1 protein-coding gene is annotated in these 223 nt (G+C 35.9%); it reads left to right on the top strand.

Annotated features, from left to right (window positions below; genetic code table 11):
- Window positions 1-223, top strand: a 223-nt coding sequence (locus WFN33_RS20365; RefSeq protein WP_336954846.1) for a calcium-binding protein, incomplete at both ends; no start/stop codon positions are given.

Below are 223 nucleotides of genomic sequence, written 5' to 3'. Positions count from 1 at the left end.
AGTTTCAGATTATAGTGCAGGCCTAGTAGGTGAAGACATTCTGAAGTTCACTGATGTTAACTTTGCAGATGTTAAATTCACAAAAGACAGTGATGATCTATTGTTATGGGGTTATTCGGAAGGCGATAGTGTTCGTATAAAGAACTTCTTTAATAGCAGTAACTATGAGATAGAACAATTTGTATTTGCAGATCAAACGATCACGATGCAGGATTTCCGTAAT

The sequence above is a fragment of the Acinetobacter sp. AS167 genome, assembly GCF_037152175.1.
GTDB lineage: Bacteria > Pseudomonadota > Gammaproteobacteria > Pseudomonadales > Moraxellaceae > Acinetobacter.
This window is presented reverse-complemented; position numbering and strand designations above follow the sequence as displayed.